Annotated in this window: 18 protein-coding genes; 11 read left to right on the top strand and 7 right to left on the bottom strand. The window is 35.6% G+C overall.

Going from position 1 to position 18,751, the window contains the following annotated elements; all coding sequences use genetic code 11:
- Positions 1-7: 7 nt before the first annotated feature.
- The 7 genes from scdA to queC all read right to left on the bottom strand — a co-directional run bounded on the left by scdA (position 8) and on the right by queC (position 4,965).
- A complete protein-coding gene (scdA, locus tag CKV71_RS10555; protein ID WP_095106573.1) occupies positions 8-700 on the bottom strand; it encodes an iron-sulfur cluster repair di-iron protein ScdA in 693 nt (230 codons plus the stop codon).
- A 324-nt stretch (positions 701-1,024) separates the two neighbouring features.
- Positions 1,025-1,825 carry an aldo/keto reductase gene (locus CKV71_RS10550; RefSeq protein ID WP_157738607.1) on the bottom strand — a complete coding sequence of 267 codons (801 nt, stop codon included), beginning with the start codon at positions 1,823-1,825 and terminating at the stop codon, positions 1,025-1,027.
- Between the two features lie 229 nt (positions 1,826-2,054).
- Positions 2,055-2,309 (bottom strand): GlsB/YeaQ/YmgE family stress response membrane protein, encoded by a 255-nt coding sequence (locus CKV71_RS10545; protein ID WP_095106569.1) that lies wholly within the window; start codon positions 2,307-2,309, stop codon positions 2,055-2,057.
- Positions 2,310-2,412: 103 nt separating this feature from the next.
- The gene (locus tag CKV71_RS10540; protein ID WP_095106567.1) at positions 2,413-2,997 is read right to left on the bottom strand and encodes a hypothetical protein; all 585 of its coding nucleotides are present in this window, start codon (positions 2,995-2,997) and stop codon (positions 2,413-2,415) included.
- A gap of 163 nt (positions 2,998-3,160) precedes the next feature.
- Positions 3,161-3,874 carry a 7-carboxy-7-deazaguanine synthase QueE gene (queE, locus tag CKV71_RS10535; protein ID WP_095106565.1) on the bottom strand — a complete coding sequence of 238 codons (714 nt, stop codon included), beginning with the start codon at positions 3,872-3,874 and terminating at the stop codon, positions 3,161-3,163.
- On the bottom strand, positions 3,867-4,292 hold the full coding sequence (gene queD / locus CKV71_RS10530) for a 6-carboxytetrahydropterin synthase QueD (protein WP_095106563.1): 426 nt from the start codon (positions 4,290-4,292) through the stop codon (positions 3,867-3,869). The genes queE and queD overlap by 8 nt, the downstream gene beginning before the upstream one ends.
- A gap of 1 nt (position 4,293) precedes the next feature.
- A complete protein-coding gene (gene queC / locus CKV71_RS10525) occupies positions 4,294-4,965 on the bottom strand; it encodes a 7-cyano-7-deazaguanine synthase QueC (RefSeq protein WP_095106562.1) in 672 nt (223 codons plus the stop codon).
- Positions 4,966-5,310: 345 nt separating this feature from the next.
- On the opposite strand from queC, the gene CKV71_RS10520 reads away from it, so the two are divergent.
- The 11 genes from CKV71_RS10520 (at position 5,311) to CKV71_RS10470 (ending at position 18,602) form a co-directional block, all read left to right on the top strand.
- Complete coding sequence (locus CKV71_RS10520) at positions 5,311-5,898, top strand: anthranilate synthase component II (RefSeq protein ID WP_095106560.1); 588 nt, start codon at positions 5,311-5,313, stop codon at positions 5,896-5,898.
- Positions 5,888-7,021: a chorismate-binding protein gene (locus tag CKV71_RS10515; RefSeq protein WP_095106558.1), complete on the top strand. Its 1,134-nt coding sequence runs from the start codon at positions 5,888-5,890 to the stop codon at positions 7,019-7,021. The genes CKV71_RS10520 and CKV71_RS10515 overlap by 11 nt, the downstream gene beginning before the upstream one ends.
- Positions 7,022-7,027: 6 nt before the next feature.
- Positions 7,028-7,636 carry an aminotransferase class IV gene (locus CKV71_RS10510; RefSeq protein WP_095106556.1) on the top strand — a complete coding sequence of 203 codons (609 nt, stop codon included), beginning with the start codon at positions 7,028-7,030 and terminating at the stop codon, positions 7,634-7,636.
- Between the two features lie 30 nt (positions 7,637-7,666).
- Positions 7,667-7,900, top strand: a complete 234-nt coding sequence (locus tag CKV71_RS10505) for a hypothetical protein (RefSeq protein WP_157738600.1) — start codon at positions 7,667-7,669, stop codon at positions 7,898-7,900.
- Between the two features lie 16 nt (positions 7,901-7,916).
- Entirely contained in the window at positions 7,917-8,612 is a 696-nt protein-coding gene (gene pxpB, locus CKV71_RS10500; protein ID WP_095106552.1) for a 5-oxoprolinase subunit PxpB, read from the top strand.
- Positions 8,612-9,616 (top strand): 5-oxoprolinase subunit C family protein, encoded by a 1,005-nt coding sequence (locus CKV71_RS10495; protein WP_095106550.1) that lies wholly within the window; start codon positions 8,612-8,614, stop codon positions 9,614-9,616. The genes pxpB and CKV71_RS10495 overlap by 1 nt, the downstream gene beginning before the upstream one ends.
- A gap of 540 nt (positions 9,617-10,156) precedes the next feature.
- Positions 10,157-12,097, top strand: a complete 1,941-nt coding sequence (gene ltaS / locus CKV71_RS10490) for a polyglycerol-phosphate lipoteichoic acid synthase LtaS (RefSeq protein ID WP_095106548.1) — start codon at positions 10,157-10,159, stop codon at positions 12,095-12,097.
- Positions 12,098-12,370: 273 nt separating this feature from the next.
- Positions 12,371-14,248, top strand: coding sequence for an ABC-F family ATP-binding cassette domain-containing protein (locus tag CKV71_RS10485; protein ID WP_186824437.1), 1,878 nt, complete (start codon positions 12,371-12,373; stop codon positions 14,246-14,248).
- 12 nt (positions 14,249-14,260) lie between these two features.
- A complete protein-coding gene (recQ, locus tag CKV71_RS10480) occupies positions 14,261-16,039 on the top strand; it encodes a DNA helicase RecQ (protein ID WP_095106544.1) in 1,779 nt (592 codons plus the stop codon).
- A 95-nt stretch (positions 16,040-16,134) separates the two neighbouring features.
- Positions 16,135-17,091 carry an ABC transporter ATP-binding protein gene (locus CKV71_RS10475; RefSeq protein WP_095106542.1) on the top strand — a complete coding sequence of 319 codons (957 nt, stop codon included), beginning with the start codon at positions 16,135-16,137 and terminating at the stop codon, positions 17,089-17,091.
- A complete protein-coding gene (locus CKV71_RS10470) occupies positions 17,088-18,602 on the top strand; it encodes an ABC transporter permease/substrate-binding protein (protein ID WP_095106539.1) in 1,515 nt (504 codons plus the stop codon). Before CKV71_RS10475 ends, CKV71_RS10470 begins: the two co-directional genes overlap by 4 nt.
- The last annotated feature ends 149 nt before the right edge of the window (positions 18,603-18,751 follow it).

The raw sequence follows: 18,751 nt of genomic DNA, 5'->3' as shown, positions 1-18,751 counted from the left end.
TGCTATATTAGTTGGTTTCTTGTTGCAGACATTTTTCAAAGAGTACATGATTTTCTAAATGAACATGTTGCAATGTTGCTTTTTCTAAAGCAGCAATTCTAGTATATACTAAACGCCAAGTTCCGCACGCTTCAACAGGAGGTTGGAAATCATTTGTGAGTTCTTCCATTTTTCGTAAAATAACTCCTGTGTTATCATGATCCGATTTTAAATCTTGAATAATCGCATTAATATTTTCAACGTTTTTTCCTTCAGCAAAGGCAATCAGTTGAGGGAAATCTTCCTTATCTTCTTTTTCAGTGTGTTCTAACATATTATTTTTAAAAGTCGTATATAAATCTTTCAATTCTAGAAGATACGGATGATTTGGACCGTGGACTTTCGCTAATTTAGTAACATAAGGTGTTAAATTTTTAAATTCTTCTTTCATAGGTTGATGATATGCATCTTGGATGTATTGGATTAACGAAGGAATACTGAGATATTTAGGATTAAGTCCTTCAGAACTATTATCTTGTTTACTTACTGTTTCTAATTCTGCTAATAAATCTTCTAATACTACTTTTTTCTTATCTTCTGCTGCTTTCTCGATAGTCACTTGTCCACCACAGCAAAAATCTATTCCGGAATGTTTGAAGACATCTGCAGTTTTAGGATAGTCGGTCACAACATTCGCTACAACATCATTTTTAGTAATCATAAAGCATTCTCCTTTTGATTCACTTCGACTCATCTCTAGTATAAGGAGAAGGGGAACAAATAAAAATAGTAATTTATTTATGATAATGAAAGAATAGTAAATTAAAAATAATCAACCTTTAATTTTATTTGAAAAAGTTACTTTAAGAGTGATATGACTCTATGAACAATGTTTTTTGAGATGTTTATTATCTATTTTAGTTACAAAAGGATGAAATAGTAACTTATCATTCTTTTGTGTCAGATTTCTGAATTATTGATAATTATTCTCACCAATAAAATAAAGACTGAAACAAGTAATGTCCCAGTCTCGTCAAGAGTTTTATTATTTTAAAGTGCCGATTTTCACATCGTCAGGATGTTTGCCTTGGCGTAAGTTTTTATTTAGTTTATCAATCTTTTTGACATCTTTCTCTCTTAATTCGAATTTGATAGCATCAAAGTTCTCGTAAATTCTAGAAGGAGTTTTAGATTTAGGAATTACGATACGATTATGCATTAAATGCCAATTTAAAATAATTTGGGCAGGTGTTTTTTCATATTTCTTAGCGAGTTTTTCAATCACTGGATCTTCAAATAGCCCGCGACCGCGCATTAAAGGCATCCAAGCAGTTACTTTGATATCATGTTGATCACAGAACTCTTGTAATTCTTGCTGATTTAAGTAAGGATGACATTCAATTTGGTTTACTGCAGGTACAATTTCTGTTTCAGCCATCAACTTTTCAAGATGATGCTGCTCAAAATTGCACACACCAATCGCTTTGATGCGTCCTTCTTTATAGAGTTCCTCCATTGCCTTATATGTTTCGATAAATAAGCCGTCTTCTTCGCATGGCCAATGCACTAAATAAAGATCAAGATAATCAGTTCCTAGTCTTTTTAAAGAAGCCTCAAATTGTTCTTTTGTACTATCATAACCTTGAAAATCGTTCCATACTTTAGAAGTTATAAATAATTTTTCACGAGGAATATCACCTTTTTTAAGTGCTTCACCTAATTCTTTTTCGTTTTTATAGATATAGGCTATATCAAATGAACGATAACCAGCTTTTTCTGCAGCTTTCACTGCGGGTTTCATATGTGATTCATCAATTTTATAAACACCGAAACCTACACGCGGCATTTTCAAACCGTTATTCAACTTTGTGGTCTTCTTCAAAATGAGTCGCTCCTTTGCCCTTTTTCTTAATTGTAACAAACAACTTATCTGCAATACTATTAATTAGATAGCTAAAAAGTAAAAGTATAAAATTATACGTAATTTATTCGCGCAAAAAAATAGAACCGAAATTCAAAATAAATTTGAACTTCGATTCTATCTATCAAAGTCTTATATTAGCTGTAACATCCTATTATTTACGTTTGCGCATTGCACCGAAAATAAATGATACAATGGCTACTAAAATAATTGTACCGATTAACGCAGGGAAAATTGAGATGCCGCCGAAGCTAGGTCCCCAATGTCCGAAAATAGCTGAACCTAACCAAGCACCAATGATACCTGCAATAATATTACCTAAAATTCCGCCTGGAATATCTTTACCTAAGATTGCGCCAGCTAACCAACCGATTAACCCGCCGACAATTAACATTATAATTAATCCCATTTTAATTTCCTCCTGTCTCTCTAACAAAATTGTTCTTTTTGTTTTGCTTTTATTTCTATACCACTCAGACAGAAGGGATAATCGTTAAATAATCAAATTTGTGCTAAAACATTTTTATCCATAATAAAAACAAGATTAAAATTAAATATATAATTACGAAAATATACCAAAAAGGTGTAAGTAATGTCATTATCATGAAAGATAACACTATTAATATAGTGCCTATAGTTAATTGATTACGTATTTTCTTAGATGATTGATGTTTCCCTTTTTCATCGCTATTCTGAAAAGTACTTAAAAATAACAGAGAGGCACCTATTAAAAAGAATGCAGGAGATAAATAAGGAATGGACATGTAATAAGAATCTTCACTTGTATTAAATATAATAAAGAAGGAGATGCTCATCAGCGTAAACACGATAAATGCTACAAATTTTTGAGTTTCAAAGACAATCGGGCGCAGTTTCCAATCTGCAAGCAGTGCAAGTCCTGCCCAAATTATCATGAAAGCTACGAGTGAATATGAAATAAAATCATATTTACCAATAATATAGATGTCGACGACACTATTGATTGCTAGAGCAACTAATAGTGTGCTGAGTCTTAATTGACGTGGGGTGTGCAGCCACATATCGACTCCGATTGCTAATAATATAATTGAAATATTGATAATTATGTAAACGAGCATATGATGTGTCTCCTGACTACTATTATTCACTGAAGTATTATATCAAATTATAAGTGATTTAATCATTAGAAAACACTTTGCGAAAGAAGAGAAGCATAGTATTAAAAAAGATTGCTCTGTTTTAAATAGATAAAACAGAACAATCTTTATGAGAATATATAATTTATACACCTTTTTGATTGCTCCAAAGAAGGGTATGCAGCTGCGGCAATACATAAGCTTGATTCATATCGCTGCTGTGCATTACTGTCTCTACTAAACTTTCATAACGTTCCAATAAACGCGAGGTATGGTTTTCGACTTCTTCCTCTAAATAAGGATTGCCGACTTGTAAGTAAAAAGGAATATCAGGATAGCGGTGATGAATTTTTTTAGCAAATTCAAAGTCTCTGTCTTCAAAAATAACTACCTTTAAATTTAAGGATTCAGGTACGCATTGAGCAATGACACTATCTAATATTTCCAAGTTAGGTTTCATACCTGAACTTGGTGGTTTTGGACTGATAGTTAAGTCGTTGATTTGGCGCATCCAAGGTTGGTAACGACTGCCTTGAGTTTCTAAAGCGGTTTCGATACCATATTCTTCAAATAAATCCACTAACGCTTGAATTCCTTTAATTAAAGCAGGGTTGCCGCCTGAAATTGTAACGTGATTGAAACAGTCACCGCCTACTTCTTTTAATTGCTGATAAATTTCTTCAGCGGTCATCATTTGAATATCTTCTTTTGCACTGCCATCCCAAGTAAACTTAGAATCACACCAACTGCAATGATAATCACAACCTGCTGTACGCACAAACATAGTTTTGCGGCCGATGACTCTGCCTTCACCTTGGATAGTCGGACCGAAAATTTCTAATACAGGTATTTTAGCCATTGCGGAACTCCTTTGGTCGATAAACAACATAGCTGGAAGGTGTTTCACGTAAATATACTTGCGCACATTTCGGATGATTAGGTTGTTGTTCTAGTATTTCTTCAGCCATTTTACAAATGGTTTGTGCTACTACTTCTGTGGACGGCATTTTGTCTTTAAATTGCGGTAAGTCATTCAATAAATAATGATCGAATTGTTCGTGTATTTGTTTTTTTAAGTAAGCGAAATTAATTAAGAAACCGCTATGATCTAGTTCATCGCCGACAATCGTTAAATTCACAAAATAAGTGTGACCATGTGTACGCACGCATTTACCTGCATCTTCGCATGGGATATAGTGGGCTGCTGCAAAATGAAAATCTTTATTTAATTCGAACGCGTAAGGATGAGAAACACTGGGGTAAATTTGTTGTAACATCCTACTTCACTCCTTTTTCTTCTAAATAAGCATTTAAACCACGTGCACGTAATTTACAGGCAGGGCATTCACCGCAACCATCTGCAATAATACCGTTGTAGCAGGTTAATGTTTGGTTACGTACATAATCTAAGACACCGAGTTGGTCGCTCAAAGCCCAAGTTTCTTTTTTGTCTAGCCACATCAATGGTGTATGGATAACAAAGTTTTTATCCATAGATAAGTTTAATGTGACATTCATAGATTTAACGAAATCATCGCGACAGTCGGGATAACCTGAGAAGTCGGTTTCACAGACGCCTGTAATGATATGGCGTGCTTTGATTTGATAAGCTAACGCTCCAGCAAATGATAAAAATAATAAATTTCTCGCCGGTACAAAGGTATTAGGAACGCCATCATCTGTTTGTTCAATTTCTAAATTATGTTGTGTGAGTGCATTAGGAGTAAGTTGGGAGAGCAGCGACATGTCTAGAATATGATGTTTTAAACCTTGCTCATCTGCAATTTTCTTTGCGACTTCGATTTCTGTATCATGGCGTTGACCGTATTGGAATGTAACAAGTTCAACTTCTTCAAATTTTTCTTTTGCGTAAAAAAGACATGTTGTACTATCTTGACCTCCGCTGAATACAACCAGCGCTTTATTATCATCAAGTGTGTGGGCTGACATAAATTGATTGCTCCTTTATCTTTCATGGTCTAGCTGAAAATAAAAAAATTGGACGCTGTATGAACTGCTTTGCTGTAAGTACAAATACAAGTTCTCAGGCCCAAGTTGACATGATAGACAATTTAATTTTGTATTGCCTATCTCTATAAAAGATAGACGTTTGGAAGTAAAAGTCTAGTTTTTTATAGAGGGTATCAGCTAGGAACCTCTGTTAATTGAATTCGTTAGATAGAATAATATATTTACAAGACAAAATCAAGACAGACTGCAAGGGGTGTGTTACATTCTGGTGGATTATTTTGTAAAATAGATTTAAATCAAGCAATTTTGTTAGGGGTATAGCGTATGATTATTATGATAGATAACAAAGATTCATTTACATACAATATAGTAGATTATCTGACTGTAGAAAGCGGTTCGGAAATCAAAGTAATAGATAGTACAGAGGTAACACTGCGAGAGCTTGAAGCACTTCAACCTTCAGCATTGGTTATTTCTCCAGGTCCTGGACGTCCAAGTGATTATCCGATTTTATTTCAAATTCTTGAAAGATTTGAGGGTAAAATTCCTATCTTAGGAGTATGCCTCGGTTTTCAATTGATTATTGAGTATTATGGCGGCTCTATCATACCGAATACGCGTCCGGTACATGGTCATACTACCAGCATTACGACTACTGCAGAAGGCATATTTGAGGGGTTGCCTCAATCATTTCAAGTTATGCGTTATCATTCATTAATGGCAGATCCTGCTGAAATTCCTGCAGTATTAAAAGTAACCGCTGAAAACGCAGAACATATTATTATGGGGGTTCAACACCAATCTTATCCTGTGTATGGAGTACAATATCATCCAGAATCTATTTTAAGTGAATATGGGCATGAACAATTTCGACTGTTTGTACAGAAAGCGGGTGAAAGGGTTGTTAGCTAAATTTAACTTTCGTTATTACGAAGATGAAACTAAGTATCAAACCTATCATTATGATTTTGAAAGCATCCAAGCATCTTCTGTAGCCTATCATTTAGAAGAAGTCAAAGATGTGCTTGCATTTGCGGAAGCTCATCAGAAAAAGGGTGAATATGTGGGTGTGTATCTACCTTATGAAGCAGCACCGGCATTCGATTCTGATATGAAAGTCAATCTTCCTGAAACATCAGATTATGTTTATGCGGCTGCTTATGTCTTTGCACAACCTGAAGCTACAGTGAAAGCGGAAGTGAAGCATCCGCCCCAACTTTGCTTCAAGTTCCGGATGCCTGATGAGATGCTGCAAGCGCATATTCAAGCGGTTCAAGAGGCAATTATTGCTGGAAATACGTATCAAGTTAATTATACAACGCGTTTATATGATGAAATTCGTGTACCAATTTCTGAATTATATGCGTACTTGACCCAAACTGCACATGGAAATTATACAGCACTACTAGATACAGAGGAATTACAAGTGGCTTCCATCTCTCCCGAATTATTTTTCCAAAAGGGAGAATTTAAAGGGGCTCAAGATGTGGTGCTGAGCAAGCCGATGAAGGGGACGATGCCTCGGGGCGTTGATGAAGCGGATGATCACATGTTCTATGAACGGTTGGCGCACTCTGAGAAGGATCGGGCGGAAAATGTCATGATTGTGGATTTATTGCGAAATGATATTGCGCGGATTGCGGTTCCGGGAAGTGTGAAGGTGTATCAGCCGTTCTATATTGAGCGTTATGAAACGGTGTATCAGATGACGAGTATGGTGACTGGAGTGATGCGCCAAGGGACTGCTTTGGTGCGGTTGTTTGAAGCGTTGTTCCCGTGCGGTTCGATTACGGGGGCACCTAAAATCAGTACGATGCGCTATATTAAACAGTTAGAGGAAGTGCCGCGACATGGTTACTGCGGTACAATCGGTTTAATGTTGCCGGATGGGAAGGCAATATTTAATGTGGCTATCAGAACGATACAGTATATAGAAGGAAAGGCGATTTATGGCGTGGGTGCAGGGATTACGATTGATTCGGATCCAGCAGCTGAGGTGTCAGAGTTCAGAGCCAAAACTAAGATATTGGGGTAGTGAAGAATGTATTTGTTTGAAACGATGCGAGTGGATGAAGGCGAGATTTCGAGAAAGGTTTATCATACGAGAAGAATTGCGCAGTCAGCTGAACGATTGGGCTATAGGTTTGATAATGAAAAGTGGGAAGACTATCTGGAAGCAATCTGTGCGAAACATGCAAATGGTGTATGGCGCTTGAAAGTCATGTTGGAGAAAGATGGAAGTTTAACGCATCAGATTGTGGAGTTGCCGAAAAAGAGTAGTTTCAGCGCACATTTTGAATTAATAGATTATCAATTTCCTGAATGGCAATATACGTGCAAAACTTCAGAACGGGGACACGTCGCACACTCTCACATTACAGATGTTGTCTTGTATTATGACGCGGCTGGCAAAGTGTTGGAGTTTGATATCGGCAATGTAGTTGTGGAAGAAGAAGGTCAATGGTATACACCTCCTTTTGAAAATGATTTTTTAAAAGGATGTATGCGCCAAGCTATGTTGGATAAGGGACAATTACAGCTGCGAACTTATCAGGTTGATGAGTTGAAAGAGAAGTTGAGAAGCGGGCAAGCCCGAATTTTTCTAATAAATAGTTTGCGAGAGGTTGCCGATATTCGGATTAATCTTTAAAATTGATAATGTTCAGAACAATCAAAGTAAATGAAGGGTATAAATAAAGGTGGCAGCATGTTATGGATTATCGTTATTTTAATAGTTGCTGCAACATTTCTCACTAAACTAGTTTCTAAGCGACTGATTAAGCGACATTATTATCGGACAGCACGCTTATTAGTGAGCGGAATGTTGATGATACAGCTGGTACTCGTGTATTACTTCATGAAAATACTTGTTTTATACATTATAGATTTATTGAATATGTTTTATAACCAATAATAATTCGAGGTGCGTTATGAAGATTTATAGTCAAGGTGACCAAGCGATTGTAGTTTCGGTGGAAAAAGAAGTGACCCAAAATACAACAGAAGATTTATTGGCATTACGTTCTTATTTAGTAGAACAAGATTATCCTTTTATCACTGAAATTGTGCCGACTGAATCGGATATGATGATTGTTTACGATGCGAGAAGTATGATTAAACATCATCATATTAAGTCGCCTTTCCAATATATGAAAGAATTGCTGCAATCTATCAAAATTGAAGTTAAACATGGAGATGCTGTCAATATGCCGACTGAAATTCCAGTTTATTATGGTGGAGCTTATGGGCCGGATTTAGAAGCATTACTGGAATTTTATAATATGGATAAAGAAACTTTTATTCAGTTGCACTCTCAAAAAACTTATTTCGTTTCCATGATGGGTTATTCTCCTGGCTTTCCGTATTTAACAGGAATGAATGAGCGCTTATATATTAATCACACAGGAGATACGAAGAAATATATTCCAGCAGGTTCTGTTATTTTAGAAGGTAAAAAGAGCGGTATCGTTACAACTGATACATATGGAGACTGGATTGTTATCGGTTATACACCGGTTAAGTTATTCGACCCTTCAAAAGAAGATTTTACATTACTGAAATTAGGCGATACGATTCGCTTCAAAGCAACTGAACCAGAGGCCGATAAGATTGGAGGCGAAGTATAATGTCAATCATCATAGAAGATCCAGGTTTATTTGCCAGCTTTCAAGATTTTGGACGTCAAGGGTATGAACATGACGGCGTGATACCTGGCGGGGCAATTGATTTCTTAGCGCATGAAGTGGCCAATCGTCTGGTTGCGAATGATAAAAATGAAGCAACGCTAGAAATGACGACTAAAATGGCTCGCATACGTTTTACTGAACCGACTTTGATTGCCTTAGCAGGAGGCAATTTTAAAGCTTGGACACAGCAGATGCGCATTTTGCCTAATAAATTATATTTAGTTGAAAAAGGCGATGTCCTTCAATTCTCTGAAACTAATCGTACCTCTCGTGTTTATTTAGCAATAGGGGGCGGCGTTGAGTTAGAAGAGTGGCTCGGCTCTACTTCAACTGATTTTCTCTCTCACATCGGGGGATATGAAGGCCGCAAGCTACAAGCTGGTGATGCTATTAATATGAAACGTGCTTACTCCGAACGTCATTTGAAATTGTTTGATAATCTGAAACATACTCATAAAACGGATTGGGGTGTTGATGGGTATGCTCTATCTTTCAACTATATGTCAGATATGTTTCATGTCATCTTGAACAAAGGTGCTGAAGATTTTGACGAAGAAACATTGAATCGTTTTACGCGTGAAGAATATAAAGTAACCAGCAAGGCTAACCGTGCAGGGATGATTTTAGAAGGAGAACCGGTAAAAGCATATTATGAAGATATGCCGCCTCATCAATCGGTTAAAAGAGGCACAATACAAGTAAAACGTGATGGTTCACCGATAATTTTGTTAAATGATCATTATACACTAGGCAGTTATCCGCAAATCGGTACGATTGCCAGCTATCATCTCACTAAACTCGCTCAAAAACCGCAAGGCTCTAAATTAAAATTCCAATACATCGATGTTTACACGGCGGAAGATAATTTAATGAAATACAGCAGCTGGGTACAACAGCTGTTTCATGGTATCGAGTATAGAATGTTGCAAGAAATGCAAAAATAAATTGAGTCTATCTATATAAAATATAGAACGCTGATCGGATAACATTATCCGGTCAGTTTTTTATTTAACTAAGTACACACAGTATTTTAAAAAGGAGCACTAGGTCTAGAGTCTGATTTGAAAATAAGAAAAAGCGTGTATAATTTAACGCTATCAACACTCTTTAATTACAATAAAAGCTTGATTTAACAGTAGCTAAGCTTTGTTTTCATTGTACCTTATTATAAAATTAACAAATAAAAAATAAAGTGTAATAAGTAAAAAATGACTAGGTTATTACTTGAAATCCGAGCCGAATTGTTCTATATTTAATTACTGTACTACGTACTTTTTGTTACAAACAGATTACAAAAAGTGAAGATTGTAAATAAATGATTAACGAAAAATAATGTTTAACAAATTTTTTATGAAACAAAGAGGTTGAGAAAAGGGCTGTTTGAAATTCCGTGTAGTGAGTGACAGATTTCACTTTTAATCTCAACCTAGTTTTTAATGTATAGAGTGATTTAAGATGAATAAATAATAACGGGGGAGACACACATGAGTCTGCAGAAAAAGAAAATAAGCATCTTTGCCTTTTTCATACTCACGCTTATCACGTTGAGTATAAAAACATACTTTGCTTATTATGTTGATTTTTCTTTAGGAGTTAAGGGATTAGTTCAAAATTTGATTCTATTGATGAATCCATACAGCTTAATCGCACTGGTATTAAGTGTATTCTTGTTCTTTAAAGGTAAGAAAGCATTTTGGTTTATGTTTGTAGGCGGTTTCTTACTTACATTTTTACTTTATGCGAATGTCGTTTATTTTAGATTCTTCTCAGACTTCTTGACATTCAGTACCTTAAACCAAGCAGGTAATGTTGAATCTATGGGCGGAGCAGTATCAGCTTCATTTAAATGGTACGATTTTGTATACTTTATTGATACAATTGTTTACTTATTTATACTGATTTTTAAATCTCAATGGTTAAGCACACGTACATTCAGCAAGAAATTTGTACCAGTTGTAATGGCCGTTTCAGTTGCATTGTTCTTCTTAAACTTAGCATTTGCTGAAACAGACCGTCCTGAATTGTTAACACGTACATTTGACCATAAATATCTTGTGAAATATTTAGGACCTTACAACTTCACAATTTATGATGGTGTTAAGACAATTCAAAATAACCAAGAAAAAGCATTGGCATCAGAAGATGATTTGACTAAAGTATTAAACTACACAAAACAAAAGCAAACACAGCCTAATCCTGAATATTATGGTGCAGGTAAAAAGAAAAATATTATCAAAATCCATTTAGAGAGTTTCCAAACATTCTTGATCAACAAGAAAGTAAACGGTAAAGAAGTTACTCCATTCTTGAATAAATTATCTTCAGGTAATGACGAGTTCAGATATTATCCAAACTTCTTCCATCAAACTGGTCAAGGTAAAACATCCGATGCGGAATTCACAATGGATAACAGTTTATATGGATTGCCTCAAGGTTCTGCTTATTCACTGAAAGGCTCTAATACTTTCCAATCATTGCCAGCTATTCTGGATCAAAAAGAAGGCTATAACAGTAACGTAATGCATGGTGACTACAAAACTTTCTGGAACCGTGACCAAGTTTATAAACATTTCGGTATCGATAAATTCTATGATGCAACATATTATGATATGAGTCCTAATAATATTGAAAACTTAGGATTGAAAGATATGCCATTCTTTAAAGCATCAGCAGATTATCAATCTAAAATGAAACAACCATTCTATTCACATCTTATTACGTTGACAAACCATTATCCGTTTACATTGTCATCTGAGGATGCGGATATTGAGAAACCAAACACTGGTGACTCAACAGTCGATGGATATGTACAAACAGCAAATTATCTTGATAGATCATTAGAACAATATATTAATGACTTGAAAGCCAAAGGCCTTTACAAAAATTCTGTAATTATTATTTACGGTGACCACTATGGTATTTCAGAAAACCATAATAAAGCTATGGAAAAATTATTAGGTGAAGATATTACACCAGCAAAATTCATGGACTTGAACCGCACTGGTTTATGGATGAAGATTCCTGGTAAACAAGGCGGCGTTGATAACACTTATGGTGGACAAGTAGACGTTATGCCAACACTATTGCATTTAGTTGGTATTGATTCTAAAAACTACTTGATGATGGGTACAGATTTATTATCTAAAGACCATTCACAATTAGTACCATTTAGAAATGGTGACTTCATCACACCGAAATATAAATATGTAAACGGCAAAGCTTATGATAATAAAACAAATCAACCATTAACAAAAGAACCAGCCGATTTACAGAAAAATAAACAACAAGTCGAAAAAGATTTAGAAATGAGCGATAACGTTCTAAACGGCGACTTATTCAGATTCTATAAAAATCCTGACTTCAAAAAAGTAAATCCGTCAAAATATCAATATAAAACGGGTCCAAAAGGCTCAGAACAAAAATAGAATAAAAATTTACTAGAGAGTATTTAGAACTGTTGAGTTCTAAATACTCTCTTTCTTTTTGACCTCATATAAATCGACACAATAATAAAATTTGTCTATTATTTCTTTTTCTCATGATTTATTTACAATTTCTTAATAATAATAGATACTTCTAAGCGGTGCGACAGTATCATTTCAACTCTAAAAGGTGTATAATATATGGAACTGATTTCACTATAAGCAACCCCAAATAGTGAATAATAGGACAAATGAACGTACGAATATAAGTGGAGGCTGAAAATGGAATCATACAAAATAGAACACTTACATAAATCTTACGCGGATAAGGTAATATTTGATGATTTACACTTATCTGTCTCAGAACATGAACGCATTGGACTTGTAGGAATCAATGGAACTGGCAAAAGTACTTTGCTGAAAGTGATAGCGGGCTTAGATGATGACTATGAAGCAGAAGTAAATTGCCCCAATCAATATCGCATTCGTTATTCATCTCAAAAGCAAGACTTGGATGAAGATAAGACAGTTTTAGAAGAAGTATTGAGCGCAGATACAACTGCAGTTAAGTTGATCAAAAATTATGAAACAGCAGTTCAACGGTATACTGAAACTCAAAATGATGCGGACTTTCAAAAAATGATGCAAGCTCAAGAAGCAATGGATCAAGCAGAAGCTTGGGATTATAGTGCAGAGGTCAAAACGATATTATCAAAATTAGGAATAAATGATACTACTCAATCTGTACAAGCATTGTCAGGTGGACAGCAAAAAAGGGTGGTGCTTGCTAAAACGTTAATCGAACAACCGGATTTATTATTGTTAGATGAACCGACTAACCACCTAGACTTCGATTCGATTAAATGGTTGATTAATTATGTTAAACAATATCCGCATACTGTACTTTTTGTGACGCATGATCGGTACTTTCTGAATGAAGTCTCTACACGTATTGTTGAATTAGATAGAGGTAAATTGCGTACGTATCCAGGGAACTACGAGGATTATATTGCGATGCGTGCTGAAAATGAACAAATCGAGCAGCAGCAAAATCAGAAGCAACGTTCATTATATAAACAGGAATTGTCTTGGATGCGTGCAGGAGCAAAGGCACGTTCAACAAAACAACAAGCAAGAATCAATCGTTTCAGTGATTTGGAATCACAAGTTAAGAACCAGACAACACGCGAAACAGGACAACTTAATCTTGCACATTCAAGATTAGGTAAACAAGTCTTCGAATTAGAAGATTTGACTAAGCAAATTGCAGGAAAGACTTTATTTGAACATGTAACTCAGATTATTCAAAATGGACAGCAAATCGGTATTGTGGGACCGAATGGTGCTGGCAAAACAACATTATTGAATATTTTAGCTGGAGAAGATACTGATTACTCAGGGGTTGTTAAAATAGGTCAAACAGTGAAGACTGCCTACTTTAAGCAAACTGATGAACGTTTAGACAGAGATATCCGTGTGATTGACTTTTTACGAGAGGAAAGTGAAGTTGCCAAAGAAAAAGATGGAACGACTGTTTCAGTCACGCAGCTATTAGAAAGATTTTTATTCCCAAGTGCCACACACGGTAAAAAGGTATATAAACTGTCAGGCGGAGAACAAAAAAGACTTTACTTGCTTAGACTGTTAGTACATCAACCGAATGTATTATTATTAGATGAGCCTACGAATGATTTAGATACCGAAACATTGACCATTCTTGAGGACTATATTGCGACGTTCGGTGGCACTATTATTACTGTCAGTCACGATAGATACTTCTTGAACAAGGTCGCTCAAGAATTCTGGTATGTTCATGATGGGCAAATTGAACGTATTATCGGAAACTTCGAAGATTATGAAACATATAAAGAAGAACAAACTAAGCGTAAAGAAGCAAGCAAACAACAACCTAAACAAACGAAAGAAAGACAACGTAAAGGGTTATCGTATAAAGAAAAGCGTGAATATGAAACGGTGATGGCAAGAATTGAGGAATCAGAAGCGCGTCTTGAAGCAATTGAACAAGAGATGGTAGATGCGAGTGATGATTATACAAAAATACAAGCACTTAATTCTGAAAAAGAAACTTTAGAGGCACAATACGAGCAAGATATGACAAGATGGAGTGAACTTGAAGAATTAAAGGAACAATGAGGGGTCAAAAATATGGAAACAACATTATCACATTATTTTGGATACCAAACATTCCGTCCTGGACAAAAAGAAATTATTTCCAAAATACTAGATAAACAAAATGTGTTAGGGGTTTTACCGACTGGTGGCGGTAAATCATTATGTTATCAAGTACCGGGTCTGATGATGGGCGGAGTCACTGTTGTAATCAGTCCGTTGATTTCATTGATGAAAGACCAAGTAGATCAGCTGAAAGCGATGGGGATTAATGCAGCATATTTAAACAGTAGTTTGTCTCAAAAAGACCAAAAAGCTGTAGAGAAACAATTGCTTAATGGTGAAATACAATTTTTATATGTGGCTCCAGAACGCTTTGAAAATAATCAGTTCATGAAATTGCTTTATGGATTGGATATTAAATTGGTCGCATTTGATGAAGCACACTGTATTTCAAAATGGGGTCATGATTTCAGACCGAGTTACCAACAAGTCATCGGTAAAGTGATGTGTTTGCCGCAACACTTTGCAGTTGCTGCTTTGACTGCTACTGCGACAGCTGAGGTGCAGCAAGATATTATGGAAAGACTGCATATTGCTTCAAATGATATGGTTAAGACGAGTATCAAACGTCCTAATTTGAAATTTAAAGTCAATTCAACGTATCAACGTCAGAAATTTGTGTTGGAATATGTAAAGGAACACGCAGATAAAGCGGGTATTATTTATTGCTCTACACGTAAACAAGTGGAAGAACTGCAACAAGTTTTTGAAGACCAAGATATTAATAGTGCGATTTATCATGCGGGTTTAACTAATAAAGAACGTGAAGCGGCTCAAAACGACTTTGTTTTTGATAAAACGAAGGTCGTTATTGCGACAAATGCATTTGGAATGGGCATCGATAAATCTAATGTTCGCTTCGTCATTCACTATAATATGCCAGGTGATTTGGAATCTTATTATCAAGAAGCGGGCCGTGCTGGACGTGATGGTTTAGAGAGTGATTGTATTTTATTATATAGTGAACGTGACATCGGTCTGCATCAATTCTTTATTGCTTCTTCTAAGGCAGATGATGATTATAAAGAAAAAATGGGCGAGAAACTCAATAAAATGATTCAATATACGAAGACGAAAAAGTGTTTAGAAGCCACGCTAGTCCATTATTTTGAACCTAATGAGAAACTAGAAGAATGCGGACGTTGCAGTAATTGCGTCAATGAAAATAAAACTTATGACATGACAGACGAAGCCAAAAAAATCATCAGCTGTATTGTCCGTATGCGTCAGCAAGAAACTTACGGCGTGATAATTCAAGTACTGAGAGGGGAGATTTCTGATTATGTAAAATATAATCAATACGATGAGTTGTCCACTTTCGGAATTATGAAATCTTATACAACCTCAGAATGCAGTCATCTGATTGATGAATTACGATTCAAAGGCTTTTTGAATGAAAATGATGAAGTTTTGACTTGTGATAAAAAGGTTAAAAAAGTGTTAAGTGAAAGTTTGAAAATTTATACGGTACCGTTTAAACGTAAAGCCAAAGAAAAAGTAAATATCAATACTATCGAAGGTGTAGACCGTGCTTTATTTGATGAATTAGTTGCGGTTAGAAAAAGCTTGAGCGAAAAGCTGAATATTGCACCGATTAGTATCTTCACAGATTTCACTTTAGAAGAATTTGCGAAACGCAAACCAGAATCAAAACAAGAGATGATTGCAATTGATGGAGTCGGCAGCTATAAATTAAAGCATTATTGTCCGAAATTCATTGAAACTATTCATAATTATAAAGCACAAGTTTAAAGTGATTTTTAAGAACAGCAAGTTTAACAACGAAAGGGTGCCACCAATGTTAGCTTGTTGTTCTTTTTTAAATAAAGAGAAATGTGGGTGAGGGAATGATAGAGTTCAAGAATGTCAGCAAAAAATATGGAAATAAAACTGCAGTTGATGATGTCAGCTTCAAAATTAATGAAGGGGAGTTTTTTGTTTTAATCGGACCGTCTGGATGCGGAAAAACGACGACGTTGAAAATGATTAATCGTTTAATACCGTTGACAGAAGGCTACATTTATTTTAAAGATGCACCTATCAGTGATTATCCAGTATACGAAATGCGTTGGGACATTGGTTATGTATTACAGCAAATTGCTCTTTTTCCGCATATGTCAGTGAAAGAGAATATTGCGCAAGTTCCTCAAATGAAAGGTTGGAATAAAGATAAAATTGATGCACGCGTAGATGAATTACTAAAAATGGTAAATTTAGATCCTGGTACATATCGCGATCGCAAACCTGATGAGTTATCTGGTGGACAAAGACAACGTGTGGGGGTAATCAGAGCCCTTGCTGCTGATCCGCCTGTTATTTTAATGGATGAACCTTTCAGCGCCTTAGATCCAATCAGCCGTACAAAATTGCAAGATGACTTGATTGAACTGCAAAAGCAGATTAAGAAAACTATTATTTTTGTAACACACGATATTGATGAAGCGATGAAGCTGGGAGATCGAATTTGTTTACTAAATGAGGGACATGTGGAACAAATCGATACTCCAGAGCATTTTATCCAACATCCTAAAAACGATTTCGTGAAACAATTTATCAGTCAATATGATAGAAATGTTCAACAACAGTTGAAATTGGATGATGTATTGCAAAATACTGAATTGAAATCTCTTCAATCAACACACGATTTGCCTATTGTGCAACATGATGCACCTTTAAAGAAAGTGTATGAAGATTTAGCACGCTACGATGCAATTGCAGTAGAGCGTAAGGGTCAAACACACATGTTAACGAGAGAAGATATTTTCAACTTCTTAGCTGATAGTGAAAGAGGTGACGCATCATGAATGCATTTTTAGAAACGTTATCCGCACGTAAAGGCGAGTTGCTCAGTACTATATTAGAACATATTCAAATTTCATTTATTGCGCTTTTAATTGCATGCTTGATTGGAGTTCCGCTTGGTATTTTGCTAACGAAGACGAAGCATGTATCTGAGTTTGTCATTAATATTGCTGCTGTGCTGCAAACGATTCCGTCATTAGCACTCTTAGGATTAATGATTCCTATTTTTGGAATTGGAACTTTACCGGCTATTATTGCTTTAGTGGTTTATGCTTTGCTGCCGATTCTCAGAAATACATACACTGGGATCAAAGAAGTGGATCCTTCCTTAGTGGAAGCGGCTAAAGGGATTGGAATGAAGCCTGGAAGAAGACTGACGAAAGTCGAACTGCCTATTGCGATGCCGATTATCATGGCAGGGATACGTACTGCTATGGTGCTTATTATCGGTACTGCCACATTAGCAGCATTAATTGGTGCAGGTGGTCTAGGGGATTTAATCTTACTCGGTATTGACCGAAATAATAGTTCTCTTATTTTATTAGGTGCGATTCCAGCAGCTATTTTAGCTATTATCTTTGATTTAGCTTTACGCTATATGCAAAAGTTATCTTATAAAAAATTACTGATTACTTTAGGTGCGCTTTTACTTATTGTCGTTCTCGTCATTGTTATCCCATTGTTTGGTGGCAAAGGTGACAAAGTTACAATTGCTGGTAAATTAGGTTCTGAACCTTCAATTATTACGAATATGTATAAAATTTTAATTGAAGAAGAGACGGACGATACAGTAGATGTAAAAGATGGAATGGGTAAAACATCCTTCTTGTTCAATGCCTTGAAATCCGATGATATCGATGGTTACTTAGAATTTACAGGTACAGTTCTAGGTGAATTAACGAAAGAACCCTTAAAATCTAAAGAAGAACATAAAGTGTATGAGCAAGCTAAAACAAGTCTTGAAAAGAAAGATAAGATGACTTTATTGAAACCGATGAAATATAACAACACTTATGCATTAGCGGTTAAACGCGATTTTGCTGAAAAGCATCACTTAAAAACAATCGGCGATTTAGAAAAAGTTCAAGATCAAATCAAACCTGGTTTCACACTAGAGTTTAATGATCGTCCAGATGGTTTTAAAGCGGTTTCTAAAGCCTATGATTTAAAATTTGATAATATCCGCACTATGGAACCGAAATTACGTTATCAAGCAGTCAAGAAAGGTGACATTAACTTAATTGATGCCTATTCTACAGACGCTGAATTAAAACAATATGATATGCAAGTATTGAAAGATGATAAGCATGTCTTCCCGCCATATCAAGGCGCACCGATGTTCAAAGAAAAATACTTAAAAGAACATCCTGAAATTAAAAAGCCATTAAATAAATTAGCGGGTAAAATTACAGATGAAGAAATGCAAGAAATGAATTATAAAGTAACAGTGAAAAATGAAGATCCATATAAAGTAGCAAAAGATTATTTAGAGAAACATCACTTGATTAAATAATGATAAAGCTGCTTGGGATTTATTACAGGGCCGGGACAAAAAGAATGTTCTGGTCCTTTTTTATAAATCTGCAGAAGCTGTCGGAATAGATAATGTGAGGTGGGTGACAAAGCGGGAAGGAAGATGATGACAAATTTTGTTGATGAGTA

The sequence above is a fragment of the Staphylococcus piscifermentans genome, assembly GCF_900186985.1.
Lineage (GTDB): Bacteria > Bacillota > Bacilli > Staphylococcales > Staphylococcaceae > Staphylococcus > Staphylococcus piscifermentans.
Note: the sequence above shows the minus strand (reverse complement) of the source record. Positions and strands in the feature narration are given on the sequence as shown.

Coding starts and splice junctions, on each gene's coding strand:
- ltaS (WP_095106548.1), top strand. CDS start 10,157: ATGAGTCTGCAGAAAAAGAAAATAAGCATCTTTGCCTTTTTCATACTC.
- pxpB (WP_095106552.1), top strand. CDS start 7,917: ATGAAGATTTATAGTCAAGGTGACCAAGCGATTGTAGTTTCGGTGGAA.
- CKV71_RS10470 (WP_095106539.1), top strand. CDS start 17,088: ATGAATGCATTTTTAGAAACGTTATCCGCACGTAAAGGCGAGTTGCTC.
- CKV71_RS10475 (WP_095106542.1), top strand. CDS start 16,135: ATGATAGAGTTCAAGAATGTCAGCAAAAAATATGGAAATAAAACTGCA.
- CKV71_RS10495 (WP_095106550.1), top strand. CDS start 8,612: ATGTCAATCATCATAGAAGATCCAGGTTTATTTGCCAGCTTTCAAGAT.
- queD (WP_095106563.1), bottom strand. CDS start 4,292: ATGTTACAACAAATTTACCCCAGTGTTTCTCATCCTTACGCGTTCGAA.
- CKV71_RS10505 (WP_157738600.1), top strand. CDS start 7,667: ATGAAGGGTATAAATAAAGGTGGCAGCATGTTATGGATTATCGTTATT.
- queC (WP_095106562.1), bottom strand. CDS start 4,965: ATGTCAGCCCACACACTTGATGATAATAAAGCGCTGGTTGTATTCAGC.
- CKV71_RS10545 (WP_095106569.1), bottom strand. CDS start 2,309: ATGGGATTAATTATAATGTTAATTGTCGGCGGGTTAATCGGTTGGTTA.
- CKV71_RS10510 (WP_095106556.1), top strand. CDS start 7,028: ATGTATTTGTTTGAAACGATGCGAGTGGATGAAGGCGAGATTTCGAGA.
- CKV71_RS10520 (WP_095106560.1), top strand. CDS start 5,311: ATGATTATTATGATAGATAACAAAGATTCATTTACATACAATATAGTA.
- CKV71_RS10550 (WP_157738607.1), bottom strand. CDS start 1,825: ATGCCGCGTGTAGGTTTCGGTGTTTATAAAATTGATGAATCACATATG.
- queE (WP_095106565.1), bottom strand. CDS start 3,874: ATGGCTAAAATACCTGTATTAGAAATTTTCGGTCCGACTATCCAAGGT.
- scdA (WP_095106573.1), bottom strand. CDS start 700: ATGATTACTAAAAATGATGTTGTAGCGAATGTTGTGACCGACTATCCT.
- CKV71_RS10540 (WP_095106567.1), bottom strand. CDS start 2,997: ATGCTCGTTTACATAATTATCAATATTTCAATTATATTATTAGCAATC.
- recQ (WP_095106544.1), top strand. CDS start 14,261: ATGGAAACAACATTATCACATTATTTTGGATACCAAACATTCCGTCCT.